Annotated in this window: 1 rRNA gene; it reads right to left on the bottom strand. The window is 50.9% G+C overall.

Annotated features, from left to right (window positions below):
• A 23S ribosomal RNA gene (locus ACH8JV_RS19150) occupies positions 1 to 2,782 on the bottom strand; the annotation flags it as partial.
• Positions 2,783 to 2,801: the final 19 nt, after the last annotated feature.

Below are 2,801 nucleotides of genomic sequence, written 5' to 3'. Positions count from 1 at the left end.
TCCTAGGGAAATCTTATCTTGAGGTAGGCTTCCCGCTTAGATGCTTTCAGCGGTTATCCCTTCCGAACATAGCTACCCGGCGATGCGACTGGCGTCACAACCGGTACACCAGAGGTTCGTCCACTCTGGTCCTCTCGTACTAGGAGCAGATCCTCTCAAATTTCCAGCGCCCACGGTAGATAGGGACCGAACTGTCTCACGACGTTCTAAACCCAGCTCGCGTACCTCTTTAAATGGCGAACAGCCATACCCTTGGGACCTGCTTCAGCCCCAGGATGAGATGAGCCGACATCGAGGTGCCAAACACCGCCGTCGATATGAACTCTTGGGCGGTATCAGCCTGTTATCCCCAGAGTACCTTTTATCCGTTGAGCGATGGCCCTTCCATACAGAACCACCGGATCACTAAGACCTACTTTCGTACCTGCTCGACTTGTGGGTCTCGCAGTTAAGCGCGCTTTTGCCTTTATACTCTACGCGTGATTTCCGACCACGCTGAGCGCACCTTCGTACTCCTCCGTTACTCTTTAGGAGGAGACCGCCCCAGTCAAACTACCCACCAGACACGGTCCTCGTCCCGGATAACGGGACAGAGTTAGAACCTCAACATTACCAGGGTGGTATTTCAAGGACGGCTCCATTGGAACTAGCGTTCCAACTTCAAAGCCTCCCACCTATCCTACACAAGTAAGGTCAAAGTTCAGTGTCAAGCTGCAGTAAAGGTTCACGGGGTCTTTCCGTCTAGCCGCGGGTACACTGCATCTTCACAGCGATTTCGATTTCACTGAGCCTCTGCTGGAGACAGCGCCGCCATCATTATGCCATTCGTGCAGGTCGGAACTTACCCGACAAGGAATTTCGCTACCTTAGGACCGTTATAGTTACGGCCGCCGTTTACTGGGGCTTCGATCAAGAGCTTCGCTTACGCTAACCCCATCAATTAACCTTCCAGCACCGGGCAGGCATCACACCCTATACGTCCACTTTCGTGTTTGCAGAGTGCTATGTTTTTAATAAACAGTTGCAGCGGCCTGGTTTCTGCGGCTGTCATCAGCTCAGGAAGCAAGTTCCATCACCAACAACAGCGTACCTTCTCCCGAAGTTACGGTACCATTTTGCCTAGTTCCTTCAGCAGAGTTCTCTCAAGCGCCTTGGTCTACTCGACCTGACCACCTGTGTCGGTTTCGGGTACGATTCCTGTGTAACTGAAGCTTAGAGACTTTTCCTGGAAGCATGGTATCAGCCACTTCACTGTACAAGTACAGCTTGCTATCGGATCTCAGTATAGAGTACCCCGGATTTGCCTAAGATACATACCTACATCCTTCCACCTGGACAACCAACGCCAGGCTGACTTAACCTTCTCCGTCCTCTCATCGCATTACACAGAAGTATTGGAATATTAACCAATTTCCCATCGACTACGCCTTTCGGCCTCGCCTTAGGGGTCGACTCACCCAGCCCCGATTAACGTTGGACTGGAACCCTTGGTCTTTCGGCGAACGGGTTTTTCACCCGTTTTGTCGTTACTCACGTCAGCATTCGCACTTCTGATACCTCCAGCATACTTCTCAATACACCTTCATCGGCTTACAGAACGCTCCCCTACCACTTGACTAATGTCAAATCCGCAGCTTCGGCACATAGTTTTAGCCCCGTTACATCTTCCGCGCAGGCCGACTCGACTAGTGAGCTATTACGCTTTCTTTAAAGGGTGGCTGCTTCTAAGCCAACCTCCTAGCTGTCTATGCCTTCCCACATCGTTTCCCACTTAACTATGATTTTGGGGCCTTAGCTGGCGGTCTGGATTGTTTTCCTCTTGACTACGGACGTTAGCACCCGCAGTCTGTCTCCCGGATAGTACTCATAGGTATTCGGAGTTTGCATCGGTTTGGTAAGTCGGGATGACCCCCTAGCCGAAACAGTGCTCTACCCCCTATGGTATTCGTCCGAGGCGCTACCTAAATAGCTTTCGGGGAGAACCAGCTATCACCAGGCTTGATTAGCCTTTCACCCCTATCCACAAGTCATCCCCTGGCTTTTCAACGACAGTGGGTTCGGTCCTCCAGTTAGTGTTACCCAACCTTCAACCTGCTCATGGATAGATCGCCTGGTTTCGGGTCTATACCCAGCAACTAAACGCCCTATTAAGACTCGATTTCTCTACGGCTCCCCTATACGGTTAACCTCGCTACTGAATATAAGTCGCTGACCCATTATACAAAAGGTACGCAGTCACACCACGAAGGTGCTCCCACTGCTTGTATGCATGCGGTTTCAGGATCTATTTCACTCCCCTCACAGGGGTTCTTTTCGCCTTTCCCTCACGGTACTGGTTCACTATCGGTCAGTCAGGAGTATTTAGCCTTGGAGGATGGTCCCCCCATATTCAGACAAGGTTTCACGTGCCTCGCCCTACTCGTCATCATTATGTGTGCCCTTTCGTGTACGGGAATATCACCCTCTACGTTCGCACTTCCCAGAGCGTTCCACTAAAACACACATAACTTAATGGGCTGATCCCCGTTCGCTCGCCGCTACTGAGGGAATCTCAATTGATTTCTTTTCCTAAGGGTACTGAGATGTTTCACTTCCCCTCGTTCGCCTTGCAACACTATGTATTCATGTTGCAATACCTACCTTAAAGTAGGTGGGTTCCCCCATTCAGACATCTCCGGATCAAAGGATATTTGCCGCCTCCCCGGAGCTTTTCGCAGGCTATCACGTCTTTCATCGCCTCTGACTGCCAAGGCATCCACCACATGCACTTAATTACTTGACTATACAACCCCAAACAGTCG

It is taken from the genome of Acinetobacter sp. ABJ_C5_2 (genome assembly GCF_044538485.1).
Classification (GTDB): Bacteria; Pseudomonadota; Gammaproteobacteria; order Pseudomonadales; family Moraxellaceae; genus Acinetobacter; species Acinetobacter nosocomialis_A.
This window is presented reverse-complemented; position numbering and strand designations above follow the sequence as displayed.